At 64.3% G+C, this 21,669-nt stretch carries 17 protein-coding genes and 1 pseudogene; 4 read left to right on the top strand and 14 right to left on the bottom strand.

Annotated elements, in window-relative coordinates; all coding sequences use genetic code 11:
* Genes otnI through AC07O3_RS06755 form a run of 3 tightly spaced genes read left to right on the top strand, consistent with a single transcriptional unit; the run spans position 1 to position 2,482 of the window.
* Complete coding sequence (otnI, locus tag AC07O3_RS06765) at positions 1 to 822, top strand: 2-oxo-tetronate isomerase (RefSeq protein WP_495338893.1); 822 nt, start codon at positions 1 to 3, stop codon at positions 820 to 822.
* Positions 819 to 2,015, top strand: coding sequence for an amidohydrolase family protein (locus AC07O3_RS06760; protein ID WP_495338892.1), 1,197 nt, complete (start codon positions 819 to 821; stop codon positions 2,013 to 2,015). The genes otnI and AC07O3_RS06760 overlap by 4 nt, the downstream gene beginning before the upstream one ends.
* Complete coding sequence (locus tag AC07O3_RS06755; protein WP_093076225.1) at positions 2,012 to 2,482, top strand: RidA family protein; 471 nt, start codon at positions 2,012 to 2,014, stop codon at positions 2,480 to 2,482. The genes AC07O3_RS06760 and AC07O3_RS06755 overlap by 4 nt, the downstream gene beginning before the upstream one ends.
* Here AC07O3_RS06755 and AC07O3_RS06750 read toward each other — a convergent pair.
* The 12 genes from AC07O3_RS06750 to AC07O3_RS06695 form a co-directional block, all read right to left on the bottom strand.
* Positions 2,475 to 3,152 carry a TetR family transcriptional regulator C-terminal domain-containing protein gene (locus AC07O3_RS06750; protein ID WP_093055334.1) on the bottom strand — a complete coding sequence of 226 codons (678 nt, stop codon included), beginning with the start codon at positions 3,150 to 3,152 and terminating at the stop codon, positions 2,475 to 2,477. The genes AC07O3_RS06755 and AC07O3_RS06750 overlap by 8 nt on opposite strands.
* Positions 3,149 to 4,108 carry a PDR/VanB family oxidoreductase gene (locus AC07O3_RS06745; RefSeq protein ID WP_093076223.1) on the bottom strand — a complete coding sequence of 320 codons (960 nt, stop codon included), beginning with the start codon at positions 4,106 to 4,108 and terminating at the stop codon, positions 3,149 to 3,151. Before AC07O3_RS06745 ends, AC07O3_RS06750 begins: the two co-directional genes overlap by 4 nt.
* A gap of 27 nt (positions 4,109 to 4,135) precedes the next feature.
* Positions 4,136 to 4,726: an NAD(P)H-dependent oxidoreductase gene (locus AC07O3_RS06740; protein ID WP_093055338.1), complete on the bottom strand. Its 591-nt coding sequence runs from the start codon at positions 4,724 to 4,726 to the stop codon at positions 4,136 to 4,138.
* A gap of 154 nt (positions 4,727 to 4,880) precedes the next feature.
* Complete coding sequence (locus AC07O3_RS06735; RefSeq protein ID WP_093055340.1) at positions 4,881 to 5,909, bottom strand: ABC transporter substrate-binding protein; 1,029 nt, start codon at positions 5,907 to 5,909, stop codon at positions 4,881 to 4,883.
* 56 nt (positions 5,910 to 5,965) lie between these two features.
* Positions 5,966 to 7,345, bottom strand: coding sequence for an FAD-binding oxidoreductase (locus AC07O3_RS06730; protein WP_495338891.1), 1,380 nt, complete (start codon positions 7,343 to 7,345; stop codon positions 5,966 to 5,968).
* Complete coding sequence (locus AC07O3_RS06725; RefSeq protein ID WP_176928797.1) at positions 7,335 to 8,222, bottom strand: ABC transporter permease; 888 nt, start codon at positions 8,220 to 8,222, stop codon at positions 7,335 to 7,337. The genes AC07O3_RS06730 and AC07O3_RS06725 overlap by 11 nt, the downstream gene beginning before the upstream one ends.
* On the bottom strand, positions 8,200 to 9,000 hold the full coding sequence (locus tag AC07O3_RS06720; RefSeq protein ID WP_495338890.1) for an ABC transporter ATP-binding protein: 801 nt from the start codon (positions 8,998 to 9,000) through the stop codon (positions 8,200 to 8,202). Before AC07O3_RS06720 ends, AC07O3_RS06725 begins: the two co-directional genes overlap by 23 nt.
* Before the next feature lie 13 nt (positions 9,001 to 9,013).
* On the bottom strand, positions 9,014 to 9,835 hold the full coding sequence (locus AC07O3_RS06715; RefSeq protein ID WP_093076220.1) for a creatininase family protein: 822 nt from the start codon (positions 9,833 to 9,835) through the stop codon (positions 9,014 to 9,016).
* Positions 9,836 to 10,011: 176 nt separating this feature from the next.
* A complete protein-coding gene (locus AC07O3_RS06710) occupies positions 10,012 to 12,642 on the bottom strand; it encodes an autotransporter family protein (protein ID WP_495338889.1) in 2,631 nt (876 codons plus the stop codon).
* Between the two features lie 471 nt (positions 12,643 to 13,113).
* Positions 13,114 to 14,739 (bottom strand): MFS transporter, encoded by a 1,626-nt coding sequence (locus AC07O3_RS06705; protein ID WP_093055350.1) that lies wholly within the window; start codon positions 14,737 to 14,739, stop codon positions 13,114 to 13,116.
* A 29-nt stretch (positions 14,740 to 14,768) separates the two neighbouring features.
* The gene (locus AC07O3_RS06700; RefSeq protein WP_093076217.1) at positions 14,769 to 15,539 is read right to left on the bottom strand and encodes an amino acid ABC transporter permease; all 771 of its coding nucleotides are present in this window, start codon (positions 15,537 to 15,539) and stop codon (positions 14,769 to 14,771) included.
* 80 nt (positions 15,540 to 15,619) lie between these two features.
* A complete protein-coding gene (locus tag AC07O3_RS06695) occupies positions 15,620 to 16,378 on the bottom strand; it encodes a basic amino acid ABC transporter substrate-binding protein (RefSeq protein ID WP_495338888.1) in 759 nt (252 codons plus the stop codon).
* A 207-nt stretch (positions 16,379 to 16,585) separates the two neighbouring features.
* Between AC07O3_RS06695 and AC07O3_RS06690 the strand changes: the two genes are divergently transcribed.
* Positions 16,586 to 18,274, top strand: a complete 1,689-nt coding sequence (locus AC07O3_RS06690; protein ID WP_495338887.1) for a M28 family metallopeptidase — start codon at positions 16,586 to 16,588, stop codon at positions 18,272 to 18,274.
* Positions 18,275 to 18,391: 117 nt separating this feature from the next.
* Here the strand turns inward: AC07O3_RS06690 and AC07O3_RS06685 are convergent, their stop codons facing one another.
* Together AC07O3_RS06685 and AC07O3_RS06680 are read right to left on the bottom strand one after the other, a co-directional pair.
* The gene (locus tag AC07O3_RS06685) at positions 18,392 to 20,500 is read right to left on the bottom strand and encodes a peptidase domain-containing ABC transporter (protein WP_495338886.1); all 2,109 of its coding nucleotides are present in this window, start codon (positions 20,498 to 20,500) and stop codon (positions 18,392 to 18,394) included.
* Positions 20,497 to 21,669: pseudogene (locus tag AC07O3_RS06680) on the bottom strand (cupin domain-containing protein). The gene AC07O3_RS06685 and the pseudogene AC07O3_RS06680 overlap by 4 nt, the downstream one beginning before the upstream one ends.

The raw sequence follows: 21,669 nt of genomic DNA, 5'->3' as shown, positions 1-21,669 counted from the left end.
ATGCCCCAATTCGCCGCCAACCTCTCGATGCTCTACCCGGAGCTCGCTTTTCTCGACCGCTTCGACGCCGCCGCGAAAGACGGCTTCAAGGCCGTGGAATATCTCTTCCCCTACGACTTCGCGAAAGACGAAATCCTGGCGCGGCTCAAGCACAACGGCTTGCAGCAGGTGCTGTTCAACGGCCCGCCCGGCGACTGGAACGGAGGCGAACGCGGCCTGGCCTGCCTGCCGGGGCGCGACGCCGAGTTTCGCGAAGGCATTGCCAAGGCTATCGACTACGCCGTGGCGCTCGACTGCCCCCGCATCCACGTCATGGCCGGCCTCGTGCCCGACGGCCTGGAGCGCGACGCGCTGCAGCCCGTGTACCTCGACAACCTGCGCTGGGCCGCGGCCGAAGCCGCCAAGGCCGGCCGCGACGTGTTGATCGAGCCGATCAACACGCGCGACATTCCGTGCTTCTTCCTCAACCGGCAAGACCACGCGCACGAGATCGTCGAAACGGTGGGCGCGCCCAACCTCAAGGTGCAGATGGACCTGTACCACTGCCAGATCGTCGAAGGCGACGTGGCAATGAAGATCCGCAAGTACCTTCCCACCGGCCGCGTCGGCCACATCCAGATCGCCGGCGTGCCCGAGCGCCACGAGCCGGACATCGGCGAGCAGAACTACCCGTACCTGTTCGACGTGATCGACGAGGTGTCGGCGCAGTGCGGCTGGCAGGGCTGGGTCGGCTGCGAATACCGGCCGAAGCGCGGCTCGGAGCCGGGCGGCACCTCGGCCGGCCTCGGCTGGCTGCGGGCCTGGGAGCAGCGGCACGCATGAAGCTCGAGGCGCTGCGCATTCCGGCGCCGCTGCGCGCATTCGCGGCGGGCGATGCGCAGTTGTTTGATGTCACGTTGACTGGCGACAGCGTTGCATCCATCGTGCCGAGCGCCCAACAGAAGCACGCAAGCGGCACGCTGCTGAGCGCGCTGGTCGAGGCGCACGCGCACATCGACAAGAACTACACCGTGCAGGACGTCGGCGCTGCGCAAGGCAACCTGTTCGCCGCCATCGAGCGCATGAACAGGCACCGCGACAGCTGGACCGGCGAATCGCTGCGGCTTCGCATGGAGCGTGCGCTGCACGACGCGTGGCAATCGGGCACGCGCGCACTGCGCACGCACCTCGACTGGGTGCAGGCCGAACCGCCGGCCGCGCTGGCTGTGTTCGAGTCGCTGCGCGAGGAGTGGCGCGGCCGCGTCGAACTGCAGTTCGTCTCGCTCACGCCGCTCGACCTGTTCGCCGACCACGCCGCAGGCGAACGCATCGCGCGCGAGGTGAAGCGCGCGGGCGGTGTGCTCGGCGCATTCGTCTATCGCAACGAAGGCATCGTCCACAAGCTCGGGCGCGTGTTCGACCTTGCGCAGCAACACGGGCTGGGCCTCGACTTCCATGTCGACGAAGGGCTCGACGCCGAGGCCAGCGGCCTGCGCAGCATCGCGCAGCTGGTGCGGGCGCGCGACTTCAGGCACGGCGTGGTCTGCGGCCACGCCTGCTCGCTCTCGGTGCAGGACGACGCGGTTGCCGGGGAAACGCTGGCACTGTGCGCCGGCGCGGGCATTCACCTTGTTGCGCTGCCCACCACCAACCTCTACCTGCAGGGCGCCTGGGACCGCACACCGGTGCAACGCGGCATCACGCGCATCCGCGAGGCGGCGGCACGGGGCTTGCGTGCGAGCCTTGCAACCGACAACGTGCAGGACGCCTTCTATCCCTACGGCAGCTACGACTTGCTGGAGACCTACGGCCTCGGCGTGCAGATGGCGCACCTGGCGCCGGCCTCCGACTGGCTCGACACCGTCACCGTGAGCCCCGCGAAAGCGCTGGGGCTCGCATGGGACGGGCGCATCGCGCCGGGCTGTCCGGCGGACCTGCTGCTACTGTCGGCCACAGACGAACACGAACTCATCGGCCCGCGCGGGCGGCAACGCACCGTCATCCGCGCTGGCCAGGTACTGGAGAAAACACAATGAGCACGATGGGCAAGCCAATGGCCAACTACGCCGCCGCCAAGCGCGTCGGGGATTTCGTCTTCATGAGCGGCGTGGTCGCGGTCGACCCGGCCACGCGCCGCGCCGTCGCCGGCTACGACGCGATTCCCGAAGCAGCACGCACCGCGCTGCAGGGCGTGGGCTACGCCACGGGGCAGATGTCGGTCGACGTGTTCGAGGCGCCCATCGTCGCGCAGAGCTGGTTCGTGCTGGAGCGCATCCGCCAGATTGCCGCCGAGCATGGCGGCACCATGGAAGACGTGGTGAAGCTGGTGCAGTACTTCCGCCACCTGCCGCACTACGCCTTCTACAACCGCGTGCGCGGCCTGTTCTATCCGGGCGAGCCGCCGGTGAGCACGGTGGTGGAGGTGTCGCGCTTCCTGCCGGGGGACGAAGTGCTGGTGGAAGTCGAAGCCACCATGTACCTGCCCCAGCGCTCTTCTACTTGACCCCCGCGCCCTTCAGCAGGAACTCCGTCACCTGCTCGATCAGGTAGCGCCGGTCTTTGCCGTCCTTGTCCTGGCCCTGCTGGGCTGCGTTGCGGTAGTAGGCCGCCTGCGTGGCGTGGTCGGCGTAGAACTGCGTCACCGCCCAGATGTGGAACAACACCAGCATCGGGTCTGCCTTGTCCATCAGGCCTTGGTTCATCCAGTTCTGGATCACGGCTGCAGCCTGGTCGGTGCGCTGCTTGCTCGTGTCCATCATGTTGTTGATGACGGGCGCGCCGCGCATCATCTCGGCCGTGAAGATGCGCGAGCGCAGCGGGTGCTCGAACGAGAACATCATCTTGCGCTGGATCAGGTCGCCCAGCACCTTGCGCGGGCCGAAGGCCTCGTCGCTGAAGCCGAACACCACGATCCAGTCGGTGAGGATGTCCTGCAGCACCTGGCGGTACAACGCTTCCTTGCTCTCGATGTAGTAATGCAGCTGCGCCTTCGAAAGCCCCGCCTTGTCGGCGATGGCCTGCGTGGACGCGCCGGCCAGCCCTTCGCTTGCGAACACCTCGATGGCGGCCTGGTTGATTAGGCCGAGCACCTGCGTGTACTTGCGCGAGCGGCCGCGCGTGGCGGGCGCCTCGGCGTCGCTCTCTTCGTTGACGGAAGCCGGACGCGCGCTCACAGCTGGAGTTCCAGTTCCTGGCCCCTGGCGCGCGAGCAGCACAGCGCAATCTTGTGGCGGCGCTCGCTGCCCGTGAGGCAGAAGTCGCGGTGCTCGGCGTCTTCGCCGTCGCCCTCGACCACGCAGGTGCCGCACAGGCCCTGCTGGCACGACACGGGAATGTCGATGCCGACTTCGTGCAGCGCGTCGACGGCTGTCTGGTCGGCAGCCACCGGCACGGTGATGCCACGCCGGGCGAGCTTCAGCGTGAAGGGCAGGCCGGTGGTGGCGTTGGCGTCGGTCGGTGCGGCGAAGTATTCGGCGTGCAGCGCGTCTTCGGGCCAGTGCGCGGCTGCGTCGCGCACCGCCTTCATGAAGCCGCCGGGGCCGCAGACGTAAAGGTGCGTGCCGGGCGCGCGGTCGGCCAGCAACCCATGCAGATCGATACGCTGCAAGGCATCGCCCTGGTCGAGATGCAGCCGCAGGTGCGGCGCCAGCGCGGGCGCGTGCAGTGCATCGGCGAAGGCCAGATGCTCTTCGCTGCGCGCGAACACGCACAGCGTGAACTGCGCGCCGCGCGCCGCAAGCGCCTGCGCCATCGCCAGCAGCGGCGTCATGCCGATGCCACCGGCCAGCAGCAGGTGGTGCGTGGCTTCCTCGCGCAGCGGAAAGGTGTTGCGCGGCGCGCTGATCGGCAGCAGGTCGCCTTCGCGCACGCGCTCGTGCATCGAGGCCGAACCGCCGCGGCTGGCGAGCTCGCGCTTCACGCCGATCACGTAGGAGTTGGCGTCGGAGGGCGCGCGCGCCAGCGAGTACTGCCGCGAGAAGCCGCCGGGCATGTGCACGTCGATATGCGCGCCAGCCTCGTAGGAAGGCAGCGGCCGGCCCCACGGGTGGGCCAGCTCGAAGGCCAGAATTTCCGGCGTCTGCCGCGAGATGCGTTCGACGCGGACGGTGAGCGTGCGTTCGAGGCTCATGGAGTTGTCTCCCTGTGTCGATGTTTTCTAGATGCTGCCCAGCTTGCGCGACACGCGCTCGATGAAATGGGTCCGGTCGCGTGCGGTCGCTGCGTTCATGTCGTGCAGCTGCAGCCACGTCACCTTGCAGCGCCACGCGAACAGCGCACGCAGCGCGCGCGTGAACAGCCGCCGGCCCGGGTCGCCGATCATCAGCACGAACCAGCGCGGCGAGCCGCCGGTGGTCACCACCGTCAGCCGCCTGATGTGCCGCATGCCCGACTTCGCGAGCTGTCCCTTGCGTTCCGCCGGCAGGAAGGCCACGCCCGGCAGCCACACCCGTTCGAGCCAGCCCTTGAGCATCGACGGCGGCCCGTGGAACCAGGTGGGAAACACGAACACAAGATGCTCGGCCCACAGCAGCGCTTCGACGTGGGGTTTCACGCGTTCGCGGATCAGGTCGGGGTTGTCGAGGTAGGCGATGCGCTCTTCGCGTGTCAGCGTCGGGTCGAAGCCCTCGGCGTACAGGTCGATGGCCTTGACGGGGTGTCGCGGTTCGAGCGCCTCGAGGGCGGTGCGATAGAGCGCGTGGTTGAAGCTGTCAGGGTTCGGATGGCAGTGGACGACTAGCGTTTTCATGGTTGAGGGCCGGTTCGCTCAGGACTTGCGTCGCTGGCGAGACGGGGTCAGAGCCCAAGGAGTGAAAGGCCGCGCGGTGCCTTATGGCAACCCAGGCGCCGGCATCTGACCCCGGCGCAAGCCCCGCGCGACCCACGGGAAAAAATCGGTGTGCTTACTTGCCGGTGAGCTTCTTGCGGACATCGACGCCGACGCCCTTGTTGACGAACTGCGTGGTGACCACCTTCGACAGATCGACCTCGCCGGTCTTGTACAGGCCGGCCTTGACCATCTTGTCGTAGAAGTCCTTCACGCGGGCCTCGTCCATCGCGCCGATGCCCTTGGTGAGCGATTCGCCGCTGTCGACGATGCCCATCTTCTTCATCAGCTCGATGGAGCCCTGCGAGGCGGCCACGGGCGAGTCGGGGTTGATCTTGGCGATCATCTCGTTGGCGGCCTTGTTGTCGCCGTAGAGGTAGTTGTTCCAGCCGATGATCGAGGCCTCGACGAACTTGCGCACCGTCTCGGGCTTGGTCTTGATCAGGTCGGCGCGCGTCTCGATGGTGGTCGAGTAGGTCGAGAAGCCGTTGTCGGCCAGCAGCTGCACCACCGGGTCGAAGCCGGCCTGCGCCTTGATCGACAGCGGCTCCGAAATGGCATAGCCCTGTTGAATGGACTTCTTGTCCGCCAGGAACGGGCCCACGTTGAAGGTGTAGGGCTTGAGCTGCGAATCCTTGAAGCCGTGCTCGGACTTCATCCACTGCCAGAAGCTGAACTGGCCGTCCTTGCCGATGAAGGCCACGGGTGCCTTGGTCATGTCCTTGAAGGTGTCGAAGCCCTGGCCCGGGTGGGCGAACATGGCCTGCGGGTCCTTCTGGAAGAAGGCCGCCACCACCACCGTGGGCACGCCGTTCTTCACGTTGTCGAAGGACTGCAGCAGGTTGCCCGTCATCAGGAAGTCGACCTTGCCGGCCGGCAGCATCGGCCGGTTGTTGACCATCGGGCCGCCCTGCTGGATGTCGACGTCGAGGCCGTACTTCTTGTAGGTGCCGTCCACCAGCGCCTGGTAGAAGCCGCCGTGGCCGGCCTGCGCCTTCCAGTTGGTGGCGAACACCACTTTTTCCTGCGCCTGCGCGGCGAAGGCGGCGGCCGCGAGGGCCAGGCCGAAAGCAAGCGGTCGGAGATTGAAAGCGGGGATGCGCATGGGGACGGACTCCTGTGGAGGTTTTGGAAGGTACGGGATGCGGAGACTAAATCTTTTCAGCGTTCGGTCGCCATCTCTGGCGACCAGCCGCGCGTCTTGCCCGGGTTCATGAGGCCCATCGGGTCGCTGCGCTTCTTGAATTCGATCTGCTGCGTGTCGATGGTCTTCATGCCGCCGTCCTCGATGGTGACGACGTGCGGGTTGAAGATCTGGCAGCCGCCCTGCGACTCGATCTCGCGGATCACTTCGTACTGGTGGGCCTCGCCCTTCCAGCGCACGAGCAGGATGCCGAAGGTGCCGCACTCGCCGTTGGCGCGCGCGAAGTCCTGGTGCTGCAGCACGTCGTCGCCGAAGATTTGCAGATGGCGCTCGACCACGGCCGGATCGAAGGGCTGGGCGTAGGCCACCTGCAGGTAGGTCCAGCTGCGGTCTGCCTTCAGCGCCTGCAGCGTCGTGTGATTGAACGCGCATTCGTAGGCCGGGGGCAGGCCTTCGGCGAGCAGCTCGGCTTCGGTGCCGGCGACAGAGATCATGCCGCCCTGTGCATCGGCGAGCGCACGGAAGTCCGCCATCGAATCCGGCGAGACCATGGCGAACACGGCGTGCCGGTCGGCCGGAAAGCGGTCGCGCATGGCGGTGTAGTAGGGCGAGAAACGCGCCTCCACCGTCGAGAGCAGGAAGATGTCGAGCGAAGGCGCCTGCGCGGCAATGCCGAAGTCGAGCGCGCCGCGATACGTCTCGAACAGCACCGTGCAGTGCACCCATTCGACGGCCGGGCTCAGCGCCACTTCCACATCCAGGATCACGCCGTTGGTGCCATAGGCGTGGTGCACCTGCTGGATCTCGTCGCCGTGCAATTCGATGATGCGTGGCTCGCGCTCCACCGTCATCACGCGCGCGCGCAGCAGGTTGCCCGGGTCACGCAGGATGCCGTGGCGGAACGAGCCGATGCCGCCGAAGCCGCCCGCGATGAAGCCGCCGATGGACGCCACGTGCCAGGTCGAGGGCCACATGCGCAGCGCCTGGCCGGTCTCGCGTGCGGCGAGGTCGATGTCGTGCATGCGCGCGCCGGCCTCGACGCGGATGCGTCCGGGCTGGATGTCGAGCACGCGGCACATCTGCGTCACGTCGAGCACGATGCCGCCTTCGAGTGGCACGCACTGGCCGTAGTTGCCAGTGCCGCCGGCGCGTACGGTGAGCGGCAGCTTCCATTTTGCGGCCACGGCGGCGGCCTGCCGCACGTCGTCTTCGGTGCTGACCTTGACGACGAGGTCGGCCACGCAGCCCGCGAGCTGCGCGCTGAGGATGGGGCTGTACCAGTAGAAGTCTTTCGACAGCTGCTTGCGCTGGGCCGGCGCGGTGATCAGGTTGAGGCCGCGGAGGTCGGCGCGCACGGCATCCCAGTCGACGGCAGGCACGATGGTCCTAGCGTTCACGGCGCATTTCGCTTTCGTGCCAATGCCCGAGCACCAGCCGCGACAAGGCCGCGAACACGATGAAGATCACGATGCCCAGCAACGACACCAGCAGCAGCGCCGCGAACATCATCGGAATCTCGGTGCGGAAGCTCGATTCGAGAATGCGCGATGCAAGACCCGTTTCCTTGCCCGCTGTGCCGGCCGTGAACTCGGCCACCACCGCGCCGATCAGGCTCAGCCCGCCCGCGATCTTCAGGCCCGCCATGAAGTACGGCAGCGCGCTGGGCGCGAGCAGGTAGCGGAAGGTCTGCCACGGCGAGGCCTTGTAGAGCTGGAACAGGTCGCGAAGGTTGCTGTCCGCGCTTTTCAGTCCGATGACGGTGTTCGACAGGATCGGGAAGAAGGCCACGATCCACGCGCACAGCAGCAGCGCCGCCGTGGTGCTCGACACGTAGATCAGGATCAGCGGCGCGATCGCGATGATCGGCGTCACCTGCAGGATCACCGCGATCGGGAACAGGCCGATTTCCACCCACTTGAAGAGCGCGAACGCGATGGCCAGCAGCACGCCGCCAACGATGGCCGCGGCCAGCGCGAGCAGCGTGAGTTTCACCGTGAACCACAGAGCGCTCGACAGCGAATCCCAGTTGTCGAACAGCGTGCGAAGAATGAGCGAGGGCGCGGGCAGGATGTAGTGCGGAATGTTGTTGGCGCGAACCGTCCATTCCCAGATGAGCAGCAGCAGCACGACGATGCCCGCGGGCACGACGATGCGCAGCAGCGACTCGCGCCGGCGCAGCCGGTCTTCGTGCGCGCGCAGCGATGCCTCGGAGGGCGCCGCATCCGCATTGGCATCCGCGAGGGCGACGGGCTCAGTGATCGATGTCGAGGCCATGCAGGGCTCCGTGCAGGGATTGCGACACGGCAGTGCAGTGCGCGTTGTAGCGGCTCGATGTGCGGAACTCTTCGCCGCGCGGATAGGGTTCGTCGATGCGGATCTCGTCGATCACGCGGCCAGGGCGCGCCGCCATCACCACGATGCGGTTCGACAGATACACCGACTCGTACACGCTGTGCGTGACGAACACGACGGAGAAGCGGTGCTCGCGCCAGATGGCCAGCAGGTCGTTGTTGAGCTTGATGCGCGTCATCTCGTCGAGCGCGGCAAAGGGCTCGTCCATCAGCAGCAGGCGCGGGTGCGTGACCAGTGCGCGCGCAATCGACACGCGCATCTTCATGCCGCCCGAGAGCTCGCGCGGATACACGTCGGCAAAGCGCGAGAGCCCGACCATTTCAAGCACCTGCTGCACCACCGGCGCGGCCGCATCGCGGCTCATGCCTGCGAGCTTGAGCGGCAGCCATACGTTGTCGAACACCTTGGCCCAGGGCATGAGCGTGGGCTCCTGGAACACGAAGCCCAGGTCGCGGTCGCTCTGCGTCTTTCCGGTGTTGGCACCCGACCAGTGCATGTCGCCCGAACTGAGGCGCGTGAGCCCCGCGATGAGGCGCAGCGCGGTGCTCTTGCCGCAGCCCGAGGGGCCCAGGAAGCTGATGAAGTCGTGCTCGCCGATGTCGAGCGTCATGCCCTGCAGCGCGAGCATGCCGTTGGCGAAGCGCTTGCTGACGTTGCGCAGCGTGACCAGCGGCGGGGTGGATGGCGTGGTGCTTTCCATGATGGCTGCGAGCCTAGCGCCAGGCGGGTTGGTTGGCGAGGCGCGACAGGGGGAAGCGGTCGACCTCGTGCAGCAGCTCGACGAAGCGGCGGCCCACGTGGTCGAGCACCGCCGCGCCCTTTTCGGCGGTGGCGCGCGTGGCGTCGCCGGCTGCGCCCGCGGGGTTGATGTCGTGCATCTGCCAGCCGAGCTTGCCGCTGGGGGTGATCGACAGGAACTTGTTCTCGGCGGCCAGTTGCTCCGTCATGGAGCTGAAGTTCTGGAACTGGTCCTTGCGCACGTAGTCGGGCGTGAGGTGCAGCATGACCGAGCTTTCGAGGTCGCCGGCGTGGATGCCGTGCCTGCCTTCGTGCGCGGTGAACAGGCCTTCGGGCAGGCCCAGCGTGTACCAGTTGGCGGCCACGACCATCATGTCGTGGGCTTCGCGCAGGTCGCGCGCCACAATGTCCATCACGCTCATCTGGCCGCCGTGGCTGTTGTAGAGCACCAGCTTGCGCACGCCTGCCTTGGCGACGCAGGCGCCGATGTCGGTCCACAGCGAGATCAGCGTGTTCGCCGACACGGTGAGCGTGCCCGGGTAGCGCGAGTGCTCGTTGCTTTTGCCATAGGGCACGGTGGGCAGGAACAGCACCGGCAGGTCGTCGGGCAGGTGCGGCAGCGTGGCGCGCACCATGCCGTCGATGGTGGCGGTGTCGGTCGACATCGGCAGGTGGGGGCCGTGCTGCTCGGTCGCGCCCACGGGCAGCACGGCAATCAGCCGTTCACGGTCGAGGCGGGAGAACTCTTCGCTGGTCAGGTCAGACCAGAAACGGCTGCGCAGTGGGGGCGGATTCATCGTGGTGTACCTCGTGGCGACGGACGGGATGATGGTCTAAATTATCCATACGGTCAAAAAAGATTGGCTATCCGTGGATACCCGTTGATCTCTCATGACCGATCCCATGCAAGCTGCATGCCATCAAATTTGCTCGAATGGTCAAAAATTGACCATGAGCGCCCGCCGCCCGGGGTTCACCAGCGCAGGCGCAGCCCCACTTGCCCCTGCACGCCGGTCTGCTCGGTGATGCCGATGGCGCTGGTGTACGCCAGGCCGCCGTAGACCGCCAGCGTCTTGTTCACCTGGCCGACAACGCCGCCGCCGACTTCGAGCGCGCTCGAATTGCGGCGGTTGACGACCTGGTCGGTGGGCCCGAAGTAGAGCGCGTTGCTGCCGCTGAAGGTGTGCCACAGGTTGACCTTCAGGTAGGGCTTCCAGACGCCGCCGCCCGCGTCGAAGCGGCCTTCGAGCCGCGCGCCCAGCCGGCCGGTGACGGCGTTGTCGCGCTGGAAGCGCACGGTGGAAAGGCCGTCGTCGAAATCGTCGATCGAGCTGCGCTGCCAGATCAGCTGCGCCTGTGGCTGCAGCGTCACGGTGTCGCTCAGGGCAAACGGATAGCCCGCTTCCAGCGATGCGGTGATCGTCTTGCCGTGCGGCCTGCCGCCGCGGCCGAGCGTGGAAATCGCGTCGGTCTTGAAGCGGGTGGCCATGAGCACGGCGTCGCTGTACCAGCCGCTGCTCGCGATGCGGGTCCAGTACGCGCCGAGGCTGTAGCCCTCCACGCTCAGCCGGCCGGCCGCCTCGTTGGTGGCCCCGTCGGCGACGCCGCTCGCGCTGCCGCTGGCGCGCGTGTAGCCACCCAGCACGCCGACGCGGTTGCGTCCGCCGGCGGCGTCGGTGCCCACCAGGAAGTCGTGGCCGAGCTGCAGGCCGTGGACGTTGCCGTCGAACTGCGGATTCGCATCGCCGCGCAGGCGCTGCCGTGTGCTCTCGCCGAACACGCGGCCCCACGAGGCCTGCCGGCCTTCGCTGTCCCCATCACCGGCCAGCAATTGCTGGTCGCCCTGCCGGTCGTGGAAGCTGCCCAGCTGCGCGAGCCCGAGGCGGCGCACCGCGATCGGCAGGGCGCTGTAGAGCGGGACCTCGGGCCGGTAGAGCTTGACCGGCTCCACCGACATGGCGGCTGGCGGCGCGCCGGGCACCGGCGGCGTTTCGTTGAGGACTGCGAGCGCTTCTGTCAGCGAGCCCACCACGGTGCCGCCGACCAGGTAGCCGTTGTTGCGCAGGTACCAGTTGTCGGGGTTGTTGCCGGCCGCGCCGCCTCGGAACAGCCGGTAGTTGTAGGCGCCGGCCTCGACCGCCTGGGTCAGCGAGAACGCGGTGGGGGCCGTGGTGGCGCCGTTGAGTGCCTGCACCACCAGGATGCCGTCGGCCAGCGTGGGCGCGCCCAGGCCGCCGCGGTTGACCACGCGGATGCCGGTGCTGCCCGATGCCGCGCCGCCGTCGATCACGAGCTTGTCCGATGGCGAGTTGTCACCGGCCAGCACGGTGTTGACCTGCATCAGCGCGCCGCTGCCGCCGAAGTAGTTGCCGCGCACGGTGAAGGCCCCGAAGTTCACGCCGTCGTTAGGCCCGGGCAGCAGCGTGCCCTGGTTGGTCACGTTGCCCGCGAAGGTGCCGGTGCCGGCCACCGTTGTGCCGGGGAGCACCGTGATGACGGGGCTCGTCAGCGTCGCGGGGAGGTTGAAGCGGCCGGACTCCACCCGTATCGAGTCGGAGAAATTCGCGTCGGTCAGCCACGACCATTCGGTGCCGCGCATCGTCAGGTTCTGGAAATTGCGGAACGCGTTGTCCACCGTACCGGTGCCTTCGAGGAAGGTGCTGGCGGTTTTTCCGACGCCGCCGTCGGCGCCGCCACGGATGACCGAGCCGGTCTGCAATATCAGCGTGCCGTTGCCCAGCGCGCCCATGTAGATCGCGTCGGTGTTGGCGGCGCCGCCGTGTCCTTCGATGGTGCCGGCGTTGACCAGCACGTCGTTGCCGTTCTGGCCGCGATAGCCGTAGCCGTTGGCGCTGGACAGCGTGCCACCGGCCCGGTTCTCCACGCGCGAGAAGAAGCTGGAGCCGAGCGTGTTCGCGTGCACCGCGTCGGCGCCGCCCGCGGGCGAGTTGGCACCGGTGGTGGTGATGGTGCCGGTGTTCACCAGCAGGTTGGCGACGAGGTTGCCGCCCTGCAGGTAGACGCCCTTGGCCGAGGTGCCGCTGGTATTGATGGTGCCGTTGTTGATCACCGTGTTGCCCGGGCCCAGCATGGAGACGCCGTGCGAGCTGCCGCCCGTGGTGCTGATGCTGCCGTTGTTGGTGATGACCGTGCGCGTGCTGCTGTTCGACGTCACCAGGATGCCGGAGGTGCTGCTGCTCGTCGTGCGGATGGCGCCGTTGTTGGTCAGGGTGTTGTCGTTGCCCGTGGCGACCATCGCCGCGCGAGCAGAACCCGAGCCGCCCGAGACGGTGATGGTGCCGTTGTTCGTGATGGTGCTGGCATCGCGCACCAGCAGGACCTGCGTGGCGTTGGTGCTGAGCGTGGCGCCGTTGTTCACGGTGATGCTGACGCCGGTGCTGCCCGGCGCGGCGATCACGCTGGCCGAGCCGGTCGTTGCGCCGTCGCAGACCACAGCGGTGTTCGAGCCCGGCGTGGCGGTCGGCGCGCAGGCGGCATAGGCGCCATCGGCGGCCAGCGTGGCGAGCGTTGCCGCAAGGCAGCGAGCAAGAGGGGAAGGGGAAGGAAGGTGACGCGGAATCCGATGCGATCGCGCGATGCTCATGCTTGCTCCTTTGTTCTTGGTTGTCTCTCGTGCACGACCCTGAGGCTGGGCGGTCGTTTGGCCATTTGCCAAGACATTTGGCACGATTAACAATCAAGAAACAATCGAGCGAATGTTTGCATGTTGCTGTAGTGAGACGGCGCGGGCGCCGGTGTCTTTCAGGCCGCCACGGCCTGCGTCTTGCGGCGCGGCCACGGAATGAGCAGGCATGCGCCGAGCAGCGTGACAACGCCCACCAGGCCGCAAAACAGGGTCACTGAGAAGCGCGGGACGACGGTGCCCAGCGCGAACGAGACCGAGAAGATGCCCAGGTTGAGCAGGCTCGCGTGGTACGAGTTGATGGTGCCCCGGCAGCGCTCGGACAGGGAGCTCAGCCTGGCATGGCGCCCATCATCGGGCCGGCGAGCACCTCCGCCGAGCCGATCAGGAAGAGGCAGCCGAAGAGCGTTGCGATCTGCGAGGTTTTCATGCTCATCGCCGCACCACATAGCGCGTGACCACGGGCGGCGATTCGCCGAGGTGAAAGGCCAGCCGCCGTTCGCGCAATGCCATGTCGCTGGCCGTCGCGCGATTGAAGCGGCGCAGGTGGTCGGTCCACGATTCGTCGACGATCTGCTCCACGTAGCGCTCCGGCTGCGCGATGTCGTGCAGCAGCTCCCAGCCGATGGCGCCCTGGCTCAGGCGCGCGCGGCGGGTCTGCTGCATCACGAGGTGAAAGGCCGCGGCGCGGGCCGGGTCGATCATGAATTCGACGGTGATGACCACGCGGCCGTCTTCCTGCGGCGCCTCGGTCGGCGGGCCGGCGGCCCAGCCGGCCTGCGCGGGGCTGGTGTCGTCCTCGCCGCTGACGTCGGTGACCCAGCGCAGGGCCATGAGCATCAGCAGCGTGCCGCTGATGGCGGCGACGGAAAGGCTGGCGACCAGCGAGGTGACCGTGGCCACCTGCCCCCAGATCGCCGCGCCGATCGCGCTCGCGCCCATGATCGCCATCTGGTACATCGACATGCCGCGCGCGCGCACCCAGTCGGGCAGTGCGAGCTGGGCCGACACCGACAGCGAATTGGCCACCGTGATCCACGCCATGCCGCCGAAGAACATCGCCGGCACCGCGACCCATGCGTTGGGCGCGAAAGCCATCACGGCCGTGGCGCCCGACTGCAGCAGCGTGCCGCGCAGCACCAGCTGGTCGCGCCCCAGCGCCTGGCGCAGCCGCGGCAGGAACAGCACCGCGATGATCGCGCCCGCGCCCATGGCCGCCAGCAGCAGCGTGAAGGTGCCCGCGCCGCCGCCCTGGAGGTTGCGCGCCAGCAGCGGCAGCAGCGCCAGCAGCGCGGTCGAGTGGAAGAAGAAGATAGAGATGCGCGTGAGCACCGCGCGCATGCGCTGCGACTGCCGCACGAACTGCACGCCCACGCGCATCGCGCTGATGAGCTTCTCGCGGCCCAGCGGGTTGGGCGTGTGCTCGCGCCGCCAGCGCAGCACCACGAAGCCCGAGGCCACCGACAGCACCGCGTTCAGCGCAAAGACCCAGATGCTGCCCGCGCTCGCGATCAGCATGCCGGCGGTGAGCGGGCCGACGATGCGCGAGGCGTTCATCGCGATGCCGTTCAGGCCGAGTGCGGCCGGCAGCTGCGGTCGCGGCACCAGCTCGGGCACGATGGCCGCGAACACCGGCCAGCGCAGCGCCAGGCCGATGCCGTTGGCAAACGTGAGCGCCAGCAGCAGCGGCGCGGTCATGAGGTCGAGCGCCAGCGCGGCGCACAGCACGATGGCGGTGCCGGCCAGCCAGAACTGCGTGGCCACCAGCCAGCGCCTGCGGTCGAGGATGTCGGCCAGCGCGCCGCTGGGCAGGCCCAGCAGGAAAACCGGCAGCGTGGAGGCCGACTGCACCAGCGCCACCCAGATGGGCGAGGTGGTCAGCGAGGTCATCATCCACGCGGCGGCCACGTCGTTCATCCACATGCAGATGTTGGCGACGAGCCATGTGCTCCACAGCATGCGGAACACGGGGAGCTTGAGGGGCTCGAGGGCCGCGAGCTTCGTTGGCTGCGGCCGCGCGGGCGGGATCGGTGTCTCTTCGGGGGATATGGGCGGCATGTGCCGCTATTGTGGCGCGGCCTCTTCTCTCAACCCCGGTCGCTGCGTGCGAGGCGGTGTTCGAGGCGGCGCAGCATCGTCGTGAGCACCAGCGTCATCACCCAGTAGATCACCGAGATCGCGAGGTACGGCTCCCAGTAGCGCGCATAGGCGCCGGCCACGGTGCGCGCGGCATAGGCCAGCTCGGCCAGGCCGATGGCGGAGACCAGCGAGGTGTCCTTCAGCAGCGCGATGGCGTTGTTCCCCAGCGGCGGCAGCATGCGGCGGAAGGCCTGCGGCAGCACCACGTAGCGCATCACCTGCGCGGGCGAAAAGCCGATCGAGCGGCCGGCATCGAACTGCCCGCGCGAGATCGACTGGATGCCCGCGCGGAACACTTCGGAGATGTAGGCCGCCGAGTTGAGCGTGAGCGCCACCACGCCCGAGATGAGCGCGCCGTGCTCCTGCTTGAGCGTGCGCGCGAGTTCGCCGTCGATCAGGATGCCCGAGGTCGGGTGGATGAACACCGGCATCACCGCGAAGTGGATCAGCAGGATCTGCACGAACAGCGGCGTGCCGCGAAAGAAGCTCACGTACACCGTGGCCGGCCAGCGCAGGAAGAAACGCGCCACCCAGGTCCACGGCGCATGGCGCGGGTGCGCCAGGCGTGCGAGCGCAAGGCACAGCCCCCAGCTGGAACCCAGCAGCACGCAGACCACCGTCATGCGCAGCGTCATCCAGGCGCCCTGCCAGAACAGGTCTTTGTATTCCACGAGGATGTCCCAGCGGAACCATCCGAAAAGCAGCACTGGTTGTTCCATGCTTGCGTCCTCAACTCTCAGTCAACGAAAAACGAAACGGCCGCGTGAGGGCGGCCGTGTTCAGGGAAATGCCGTGCGGCTCAGCGCACGTTCGGGTCCTTGTTGAACCACTTCTTGTAGATCGTCACATAGCTGCCGTCGGCGCGAATGGCCGCGAGGCCGGCCGTGAGCTTGTCGAGCAGGGGCTTGTCGCCCTTCTTCACGACGATGCCGAAGCCTTCTTCGGGGAAGGACTTGTCGTCCAGCGTCTTCAGCTCGGGGTTCTGCGCCACGCGGTAGGCGATCACGCCGTTGTCACCCATGGCTGCATCGACGCCGCCGCCGGCCAGCTCGGAAATGATGAGCGGCGTGCTCTCGAAGCGGCGGATGTCGGGGTTGGTCTTGCCGAATTCGCGCGAGGCGATGTCGTCGGCGGTGGAGGCGCTGACCACGGCGATCTTCTTGCCGGCCAGGTCCTTCAGCGAGGCGACCTTGCTGTTCTTCGGCAGCGCGATCAGCTGGCGGGCCGCGAAGTAGGGAGGCGTGAAGTCGTAGCTCTGCTTGCGCTTCTCGTTGATGGTGACGCCCGAGATCACGAGGTCGACGTCGCCGTTGTTCAGCGCGCCGAAGATGCCGGTGAAGGGCGTGTTGACGATCTTGATCTTCAGGCCCTGCTGCTTGGCGATGGCGTTGATGATGTCGATGTCGAAGCCGACGATCTGCTTGTCCTTGTTCTCGAAGGCGAAGGGCGCGTAGGTGGCACTGGAGGCCACCGTCAGTTCGCGGTTCTGGGCCTGGGCGCCAACGGCGAGCGTGGCGGCGGCGAGGCCGAAAGCCAAGGCGCGGCGGAGGGAGTTCATTCGGGGTCCTTGTTGTTCGCCGTCCGGCGGGAGGAAGGTGGTGGGCGGGGATTTTAGGCTGTCGCTATCGGTGGCCTTCCGTTGGACCTGTTCCGGGGATCGCCGCGCGAGGCCAACTAAGGTTCTCCGGGCGGAACGAAGGGCATCGGCCGGCGATCGCTGCCCGCTGGCTAGCATCCGGGGCTTTCCGGCCCAGGAGCGCCTTGCATGACGACACAGCGGCTCGCTACCCTTGCTTCCCATCTTCTTTGCGGCATCGGCCTTGCATCGGGCGCCGCCGTCGCGCTGGCGGCGGATTCCGCGGCGCCGCGCTTCGATCCGCAGCGCCTCTCGCAGATCGTGAAGACGGTCTCGGGCGACGATTTCGAGGGCCGCGCGCCGGCCACGCCGGCGGAAGCGAAGACGGTCGACTACCTCATCGCCCAGTTCAAGGCCGCCGGCCTCGCGCCTGGCGGCGATCTCGAAGGCGGCCGGCGCGGCTGGACGCAGTCGGTGCCGCTGGTGAAGACCGAGTTCCGCGGCACGCCGCAGATCACGCTGCAGGTGGGCACGCAGCGAGACGCGCTGGCGCAGGGCGAGCAGATCGCGGTGCGCGCGGCGCTCGACGGCTCGACCGCGGTGTCGATCCAGCAGGCGCCGCTGGTCTTCGTGGGCTATGGCGTGAGTGCGCCCGAGCGGCGCTGGGACGACTACAAGGGCGTCGATCTGAAGGGCAAGATCGCCGTCGTGCTGGTGAACGACCCCGACTTCGAAACCGGCAGCGGAGACTTCGGCGGCAAGGCAATGACCTACTACGGCCGCTGGACCTACAAGTTCGAAGAGGCCGCGCGCCGTGGTGCGCTGGGCGTGCTGATCGTGCACGAGACCGCTCCTGCCGCCTATGGCTGGGCCACGGTCAAGAACTCCAACACCGCGACCATGCTCGACATCGAGCGCGAAAAGCCGGCCGCCGTGCATCCGAAGCTGGAGGGCTGGATCCAGCGCGAGGTGGCGGTCGATCTGCTGCGCCGCGCAGGCCTGGACTTCGAGGCGCAGAAGAAGCTGGCGCAAACGCGCGAGTTCCAGCCGCAGCTACTGAAGGACGCGAGCCTGTCGGCCGAGTACGCGATCGACCGGCAGGTGATCGTCTCGAAGAACGTGGTGGGGCGCGTCGAGGGTCGCAAGCACCCGGACGAGACGGTGATCTACAGCGCCCATTGGGACCACCTCGGCGTGGGCGCGCCCGACGCGAAGGGCGACCGCATCTACAACGGCGCCGTCGACAACGGCACCGGCCTGGCCGCGCTCATCGAGATGGGGCGTGCCTTCGCGAGTGCGCGCCACAAGCCCGAGCGCTCGGTCGTCTTCCTCGCGGTGACGGCGGAGGAGCGCGGCCTGCTGGGCTCCGAGTTCTACGGCGCGAAGCCGCTGTACCCGCTCGGGAAGACGGTGGCCGTGCTCAACATGGACGCGCTCAGCCCCGAAGGCCCGGCGCGCAACTTCAGCACCTCGGGCAGCGCGGTCTCGCAGCTGCAGGATCTGCTGGTCGAGCAGGCGCGGGGCTTCGGCCTGGCCTACGCGCCCGACCCGCATCCGGAGGCCGGCTACTTCTTCCGCTCTGACCATTTCTCCTTCGCCAAGCGCGGGGTGCCCGCGCTGTCCTTCGCCTCGGGCAACGACCTGGTGGACGGCGGCCTCGCGGCCGGCGAGGCGGCGAGCAAGGCCTACACCGCCGAGCGCTACCACCAGCCGGCCGACGAGTGGCGCGCCGACTGGTCCTTCACGGGCATGGCGCACGACCTGCCGCTGCTCTACCGGGTGGGCGAGACGCTGGCGAACAGCCGGCGCTGGCCGGAGTGGGGGCAGTCGTCGGAATTCCGCGCGGTGCGCGAGGCGAGCCGGGCCGAGCGGCGCTGACGGGGGCGCTGCCTTCAGTGGATGGGAGTAGGGCGCGATCACAGCGACGACGAACACTTTTCCAACGACTCGAGGCGGGCCCCGCCGTTGTCGACGATGTCTACGTGGACACCCGTGTCACATCGCATTGATCGAGCCATCTCCAAGTTCCGAGACGCTCCCGTTTTCGCAGACAAGCACCCGGTCTGCATGTTCCAAAGTACTGGGCCGATGAGCGATGGCAACTCTTATGGCAGGCAGTGAACTTAGAGAATCAACAATCCGCTTCTCTGTGGCTTCATCAAGGTGACTAGTTGCTTCGTCAAGCAACAAAATAGACGACGCCTTATAGAGTGATCGCGCAATCAAAATTCGTTGCTTCTGGCCACCCGAAATGCCAGACCCCATGTCGCCGATATAGGTGTGATAGCCCATCGGCATCGAGCAAATATCCTCATGAATTTGAGCCGATCTTGCACACAATTCAATATTGTGTTGATCAATGCTTTCGCTCATAAAAGAAATATTTTCCTCTAACGTGCCGCTAAAAAGCATTTCATCTTGCATCACGGTGGCAACGTAATTTCTGTAGTGAGGAAGATCTTGAGCCGACAGCACGCGCCCATTAATTCGAAGCTCCCCTTCGGTTGGTAGATACAGCCCCGCGATAATTTTCAGCAGCGTTGTTTTGCCAGAGCCAGACTGGCCAGATAGTGCTACAAATTCTCGAGCTCGAATACAAAAATTCACATTGCGAAAAACCCAGGTCGGACTATTTGCACCCTCATAAAAAAAACCAAGATTTTTAGCTTCTATGGATTCAATGCCCTCATTAGTCCAAGTTGACGGCGCAGGTTGTTCTGCAAACTCTGGCGCACTAAGAGAAATATCGGCCAGTCGCTCTGCATGTACGCTCAGCATTCGCAAGTCAAAAAAATAATCCACCAATTTCGATGCTCGCGCCGTAAAAATCGTCTTGTATGACAAATACGCAAATAGCATGCCGATTGAAAATGACGAGCCACTCTTTTCAGAGTGCATTATCTCGCTGGCTCCGAGCCAAAATACAAGTATGCCCTCCAAGCCAAAGACAAATGTTTTTGATGACGAAAAAATTGCAGACAGCTTTGCTGTTTTGATATCCCTGTTTTGTACATCAATCACAAAATTCTGCCACTGCCGTGCACGCTCCCCCCGCTTGCCAAAAATCTTTATGGAAAGAACATTTCGCAGGCTTTCTATGAAATGAGCACTTTCTCTTGCGGAAAGTGCAAGTTTCTCGGCTGCAGCAAGCTTTAACGGAAAAAAGATCAATATTCTGATTGAGATATAAAAAACAACGGCAACTAGCGTGGGAACTACCATCGTGGATGAATAAGCAAACATCATCGTCAATGTTGCCACTGCCATAACACCATCGAGAGTCGCTTCAGCGGCAGAGGTAGTCATAAAACTCTGTATAGTGCCAAGAGAGCCAAACTTAGAAATCACATCGGCCGCATGCCTCCTCTCAAAAAAAGAAATCGGTAATTTGAGTGTGTGATTGAATAGCGTCCGGGACCAAACCAATGCGAGAGACTGAGAAATGACGAGCAAAGTCCAAGAGCGACCGATCCCAATCAGTATTTGTATCCCTAATAGCAGCGCAAATCCTGCGCTTAAAATTGACAGCAGATCGTAGTCGCCGGATGAGACGGCTTGATCAATTGCCAATTGCTGAAATAGCGGGGCGAATATGATGAGCGCTTCTAAGGTCAGTGAAAGTAAAAATATCTTTAAAAGAGTACGCTTAAGCCCAAATACTTTCCCCGCGATGCTTGATAGTGCAATTTTTGGAGAAACCGATTGCGGTAGAAAAAGAGGGCCTGGTGTTAATTCTAGGACAACGCCAGTGAAATGCTTGGCAACTTCATGAATGCCAATTTTCATTTCCCCAGCCGCAGGGTCGAGGATGGTTGCTTTGCCTCTTCGGATGGATTTAAGCACAACAAAATGCTTGAAATCCCAATGCAGGATGCAAGGCATTTTTATCATGCTCAAGCTATCCATATCGATTCGAAGTGAGCGAGTAAGGAAATTCAGTTGTTCTGCAATTTCAATTATTTGAATAAGAGTGCTGCCTCGTGCAGAAATTGGAAATGACTGCCGAAGAGTGCGCAGATCAACCGAAAGACCATAACGTGAAGAAATCATGGCGAGACAGGCAAGACCACATTCGGCAGTCTGATCCTGCATAATCAATTTCATTTAATATGATCCGCTCGACCAGTAACGCCTGGAACGCCGGTATTCAAAATATCTACATTGACCAAGTCGGTTAAATACATGTTTATTTCTCGATCGTCGCCATCCAGTTTGGCTGAAAGTTCGGTCATGAGAATTCCGGGGTGTTTCTCGACAACCTTTAGGATGTCACAAGCCTCTTTGTCGATTCCAATAATATTTCCGTTGACAATTGCTGCGGCTTCATTTATTTGAAAGTATGTAGAGTTTAAATAAAGTGATAAATTGCCGCCCCTCATCTCATTGGGGCTGATTAGGTAGCTTAAATCAAAAGACGAATTGGATCGCCTTTTCTTTTGAGTGAGGAGTAGGTATTCGCTTTGAATTTCCGCGTTGACAATCAAGTCGGCTAATGTTTTTCCGAGATCATTCAAATTATTTTCTTTCTGAAAACTCTTGCGAGCGACCAGATAATCCGGAAGTTTTTGAGTGCAAACCCACGTTGCATAATCAATTACTTTGGGCGGATGTACACCTATTGCAACGTGAAAACTAGTCCCGGGTAATGGTTCTGTGTCATGCCACCAACCTCTGGGAAGATAAAGAATGTCGCCTCTTTCAAGAGTTAAATCCATAATTGGCATGGCCGGCCGCTTCGCCTTTTGAGTTTGGCTAGTCTCAAAATCCAGCGGCAAGACATGCGTTGGCTCAAATATCTGCCACCGCTTGCGGCCGATCTATTGCACGGCGAAGACGTCATGGGTATCCCAGTGCGCACCAAAAGAGCCGTCGCCACCCATACAAAGATAGCCATTGGCTGTAACAGGTGATTGTCCAAGTAGCGCACTGACTTCTCCGCACTGCGCGGCAATTGCTGGCGAGAGTCTGTGAATTTTATTTAGCGATAAAGTCGCACCTTGCCGAAGCAACGCTTGGAGTTTTCCAGGGTCAAATCGAAATTCCGAAGCTATATCAGGGTCGCCTCTCGATTGGGCATAGTATGACCAATGAATCACTCCTTTTAAAAATACATTCACGCGAGGCGGTTGAGCATTGATCGCATGAAGTATCGACTCCAAATCGGCTAATAAAAAAGGAATTTCTAATGCGGCACTCTTTAGCAAAAGAGGGCGCTTTTCAAGGTAATTCGATAGAAAATCTTCTCGATCGGGAAGCCTTAGCAGCGATTTCAT

The sequence above is a fragment of the Variovorax sp. GW821-FHT09D05 genome (genome assembly GCF_059416325.1).
This window is presented reverse-complemented; position numbering and strand designations above follow the sequence as displayed.

Coding starts and splice junctions, on each gene's coding strand:
- otnI (WP_495338893.1), top strand. CDS start 1: ATGCCCCAATTCGCCGCCAACCTCTCGATGCTCTACCCGGAGCTCGCT.
- AC07O3_RS06760 (WP_495338892.1), top strand. CDS start 819: ATGAAGCTCGAGGCGCTGCGCATTCCGGCGCCGCTGCGCGCATTCGCG.
- AC07O3_RS06755 (WP_093076225.1), top strand. CDS start 2,012: ATGAGCACGATGGGCAAGCCAATGGCCAACTACGCCGCCGCCAAGCGC.
- AC07O3_RS06745 (WP_093076223.1), bottom strand. CDS start 4,108: ATGAGCCTCGAACGCACGCTCACCGTCCGCGTCGAACGCATCTCGCGG.
- AC07O3_RS06740 (WP_093055338.1), bottom strand. CDS start 4,726: ATGAAAACGCTAGTCGTCCACTGCCATCCGAACCCTGACAGCTTCAAC.
- AC07O3_RS06735 (WP_093055340.1), bottom strand. CDS start 5,909: ATGCGCATCCCCGCTTTCAATCTCCGACCGCTTGCTTTCGGCCTGGCC.
- AC07O3_RS06725 (WP_176928797.1), bottom strand. CDS start 8,222: ATGGCCTCGACATCGATCACTGAGCCCGTCGCCCTCGCGGATGCCAAT.
- AC07O3_RS06720 (WP_495338890.1), bottom strand. CDS start 9,000: ATGGAAAGCACCACGCCATCCACCCCGCCGCTGGTCACGCTGCGCAAC.
- AC07O3_RS06715 (WP_093076220.1), bottom strand. CDS start 9,835: ATGAATCCGCCCCCACTGCGCAGCCGTTTCTGGTCTGACCTGACCAGC.
- AC07O3_RS06710 (WP_495338889.1), bottom strand. CDS start 12,642: ATGAGCATCGCGCGATCGCATCGGATTCCGCGTCACCTTCCTTCCCCT.
- AC07O3_RS06705 (WP_093055350.1), bottom strand. CDS start 14,739: ATGCCGCCCATATCCCCCGAAGAGACACCGATCCCGCCCGCGCGGCCG.
- AC07O3_RS06700 (WP_093076217.1), bottom strand. CDS start 15,539: ATGGAACAACCAGTGCTGCTTTTCGGATGGTTCCGCTGGGACATCCTC.
- AC07O3_RS06695 (WP_495338888.1), bottom strand. CDS start 16,378: ATGAACTCCCTCCGCCGCGCCTTGGCTTTCGGCCTCGCCGCCGCCACG.
- AC07O3_RS06690 (WP_495338887.1), top strand. CDS start 16,586: ATGACGACACAGCGGCTCGCTACCCTTGCTTCCCATCTTCTTTGCGGC.
- AC07O3_RS06685 (WP_495338886.1), bottom strand. CDS start 20,500: ATGAAATTGATTATGCAGGATCAGACTGCCGAATGTGGTCTTGCCTGT.